This is a genomic window from Clostridium paraputrificum (genome assembly GCF_900447045.1).
Taxonomy (GTDB): domain Bacteria; phylum Bacillota; class Clostridia; order Clostridiales; family Clostridiaceae; genus Clostridium; species Clostridium paraputrificum.
Genome location: NZ_UAWH01000008.1, coordinates 1 through 3,281 on the forward strand (window position 1 = coordinate 1; position 3,281 = coordinate 3,281).

General features: G+C 31.1%; 6 protein-coding genes and 1 pseudogene. All 7 read left to right on the plus strand.

Features of this window, described 5'->3' with window-relative positions; translation table 11 throughout:
• Positions 1–568: 568 nt before the first annotated feature.
• Positions 569–751, plus strand: coding sequence for a hypothetical protein (locus DR024_RS04820; RefSeq protein WP_111918254.1), 183 nt, complete (start codon positions 569–571; stop codon positions 749–751).
• 152 nt (positions 752–903) lie between these two features.
• Positions 904–1,299: an FtsX-like permease family protein gene (locus DR024_RS04825; protein WP_111918256.1), complete on the plus strand. Its 396-nt coding sequence runs from the start codon at positions 904–906 to the stop codon at positions 1,297–1,299.
• A 58-nt stretch (positions 1,300–1,357) separates the two neighbouring features.
• Complete coding sequence (locus DR024_RS04830) at positions 1,358–1,945, plus strand: stage III sporulation protein AG (RefSeq protein WP_027097686.1); 588 nt, start codon at positions 1,358–1,360, stop codon at positions 1,943–1,945.
• 22 nt (positions 1,946–1,967) lie between these two features.
• A complete protein-coding gene (locus DR024_RS17955) occupies positions 1,968–2,297 on the plus strand; it encodes a SpoIIIAH-like family protein (protein WP_242983080.1) in 330 nt (109 codons plus the stop codon).
• A gap of 32 nt (positions 2,298–2,329) precedes the next feature.
• On the plus strand, positions 2,330–2,503 hold the full coding sequence (locus DR024_RS17960) for a SpoIIIAH-like family protein (RefSeq protein WP_479927489.1): 174 nt from the start codon (positions 2,330–2,332) through the stop codon (positions 2,501–2,503).
• An 83-nt stretch (positions 2,504–2,586) separates the two neighbouring features.
• A pseudogene (locus tag DR024_RS04840) lies at positions 2,587–2,969 on the plus strand (Asp23/Gls24 family envelope stress response protein).
• A gap of 70 nt (positions 2,970–3,039) precedes the next feature.
• Positions 3,040–3,281: Dabb family protein (locus DR024_RS04845; RefSeq protein WP_111918258.1), on the plus strand; the 242-nt coding region annotated here is incomplete at its 3' end.

Sequence of the window (3,281 nt, forward strand, 5' to 3'; positions counted from 1 at the left end):
GTTATGCTAATGAATATTTTGATGTTACTGATAAGGTGACTAAGCCTTTAGAAAACTTAAGCCATGAAAGAAGTCCAATTCGTTTTAATGAGATTCTAGAGGAAAGTAGAAAAGAATTAGAAAATGGTAAAAAGGAATATGTAGAGAATAAATAAAGTATGAAAATGAAATAAAGTCAAATGAAGAAAAGCTTCAAGATGGAAAAATAGAGCTTATTATTAGTGAAAAAGAATTAGATAAGCAAGAAAAGGAATTCCCGAATCAAATTAAAGAAGGTAAGGAAAAATTAGTAGCTGCAGAGAAAGAGTTACAGGCTGGTGAAGAAGAGTATAATAAAAATCTTAAAGCTTTTAATGATTTAAAAGAATCTACAGAAAGTAGTATAAAGGACTTTGAGGAATATTTAAATTCTCATAAGACAGAAGTTGATAATTTAAGAGTAGAAGTAGATGCTTTAAAGGAAAGGCTTAAAGATACTAACTTAAGTGACGAAGAAAAAGATTATATTAAATCAGAAATTACCCGTAAGGAAAAAAGTATTCAAATATATGATTTTTCATTATCAGCAGTGTCTGAAGGGAAGAATCAAATAGCTAATGCAGAACAGAAATTAAAAGAGGGAAGAGCTACATTAGACTCAGGATGGGCTACTTTAAATAATGAAAAAGCAAATATCCAAAAAGCCGAGAGTGAGGGGGAAATGCTTTTGTTGAAGGAAGAAAAAAGATTGAGGAAGGAAAACAAGACATAAAGCAAGGTGAAGAAGAGCTAGAGAGAGCTAAAAAGCTTGGTGAGGAAGAACTTGCTCTTGCAAAAGAGAAGCTAGATAAGGCTGAAAAAGACCTTCAAGATGCAAAAGCACCAGATTGGTATGTTTTAGATAGAAATAGTCACTATAGTTATATGGATTATGGTGCTTCAGCTAATAAAATAGGAGATATTGCTAATGTATTTCCAGTATTCTTCTTTTTAGTTGCAGCATTAGTCTGTTTAACTACTATGACAAGAATGGTAGATGAGCAAAGAGGAAATATTGGTACATTAAAAGCACTTGGTTATAGTAAGTTAAGTATTTCTTCTAAATATATAGTTTATGCAGCTGTGGCAAGTACATTAGGAGCACTGGTAGGGTTAGCTATTGGGGTAGTTCTTTTCCCAACAGTAATATTCTATGCATGGGGAATTATGTACACAGTTCCAAAGGTAAAATTATTATTAGATCTACCTTTAAGCATAATATCTATTTTGGTAGCTGTATCAGTTACAACTTTAGCAGCTGTACGATTTTCTTTCAGATGAATTAGAAATAAGTAAGGATAAGATAGTAGTGTATTATTTGTAAAAAGGAGGGATATCAATGGATTTTAAGAAGCTAAAGAATGAGGTTAGTAAATTATTTAAAAACAAGTATATGGGTAATATTCTTGCGGTGCTTTTAGTTATTGGTTTTATATTAATAGCCATTACCATTTTAGCGCCAGGACTTTTAAATGGTAAGAATGAAGTTCTCACTGAAGAAAATAATACAAAAGTAAACACTACTGCCTCTACTTATGAAGATAAACAAAAGATTGAACTTACAAACATTCTAAGAAAAATAGATGGAGTTGGAGAAGTTGATGTAATGATTAACTTTGAGAGTGGAGAAGAGAAGGTAGCAGCATATGATAGTACAAACCAAACAACAAAAACAGAAGAAACAGATACAAATGGTGGAAAGAGAGTTAGCGATCAGCAAAATGACACAACTAAGGTTGTAATGAGTAGTGAGTCTGGTGGAAATTCACCAGTAATTTTAAAAACATATAAGCCTAAGGTAATAGGCGTTGTTATTGCTGCAGAGGGTGCAGAAAGTAGCAAGGTTAGATATGACATAGAAAAAGCTGTATCTAGTTTATATGGGATATCAGTTGAAAAGGTTAATGTATATCCTATGGGGATTTAGCATATAATTCAATAGAAAGTTGATGGGAGGAATAAAAAATGACAAAAAAACAAGTTGGGATTATCTTTACTTTATTAGCATTAATAGTATGTACTGCTATTTTAGGAGCAAATTAAATAATGGTGGTTTAAATGATGCTAGCGATTTAGCAGGGGCATTGGTTGAAGGGGAGAAAGATGAAGACAAGGATAAGGAAACAATCAGTCAAACAGATTTCTTTATAGATGCAAGAAGCACAAGAGAAAACAATGATGCCTCAGCTATACAAGGACTAAAAGATGTAGTTGAAAATGAGAAGACTTCACAATCACAAAAAGATGCTGCATCTGCACAGATTACAAAAATACATTAAGACAAAGTCAACAAAAAACAATAGAAACAAATATAAAGAATAAAGGTTATAGTGATGCTATTTGTGAAATTTCTGATGATAGTAAAAAAGCTGACATAATAGTTAAGTCAGATAATCAGCTTACTGAAAAAGAAGGAGCTATAATCCAAGAGATAGTTCAAAGCGCTTGTGGAATTAGTGATGTTAATATTTCTGTGAAAAAATAATACATTGTAATATATTTCTATTTTGATATAATTAACGTAAGATAATTTAGTTTTGTTTTACAAAGCTTAGGAGGGCGAACAAAATGCAAGATTTCAACAATGAAGAAAATGTTGGGGTTGTAAAAATATCCGACGAAGTTGTAAGTGTAATAGCTGGTATAGCAGCTGAAGAGATACAAGGAGTTGTAGGATTCCAACATACTGGAGTTTCTAATAATATAACTCAAATTTTTAAAGGAAAAAAAGCAGTAGGTAAAGCTGTAAAGGTTACTTTAGAAGAAGATAGAGCTACTATTGAACTTGAAGTTTCAGTTGAATATGGTGTAAGAATAATGGATGTCGTAGGCCAAGTTCAGAGAACGTTAAGAAAACAGTAGAAGCTATGACAGGTTTAACTGTTAGTGGTGTAAATGTTTATGTACAAAATATTTACTTACCAAAGGAAGAAGAAAAAGTAGAAGAATAGTTTATAAAAGGAGTTATGCTTTATAGTATAATTCCTTTTTTTCGGTTTTATAAAAAATGGAGGTGGAGAAATGATAAAGCATATAGTTATGTGGAAATTAAAAGAAGAAGCAGAGGGGCACTCTAAAGAAGAAAATGCTAAATTAATAAAGAATATGTTAGAAGGATTAAAGGATAAAATTAAGGAAATAGTAAAAATTGAGGTTGGTATAGATTTTAATAAATCTGAACAAGCCTATGATATAGTTTTATATTCAGAATTTAACTGTAAGGAAGATTTAGATAGTTACCAAATAAATCCTAAACATGTAGA

Coding starts and splice junctions, on each gene's coding strand:
- DR024_RS04825 (WP_111918256.1), top strand. CDS start 904: ATGGATTATGGTGCTTCAGCTAATAAAATAGGAGATATTGCTAATGTA.
- DR024_RS04830 (WP_027097686.1), top strand. CDS start 1,358: ATGGATTTTAAGAAGCTAAAGAATGAGGTTAGTAAATTATTTAAAAAC.
- DR024_RS17955 (WP_242983080.1), top strand. CDS start 1,968: ATGGGAGGAATAAAAAATGACAAAAAAACAAGTTGGGATTATCTTTAC.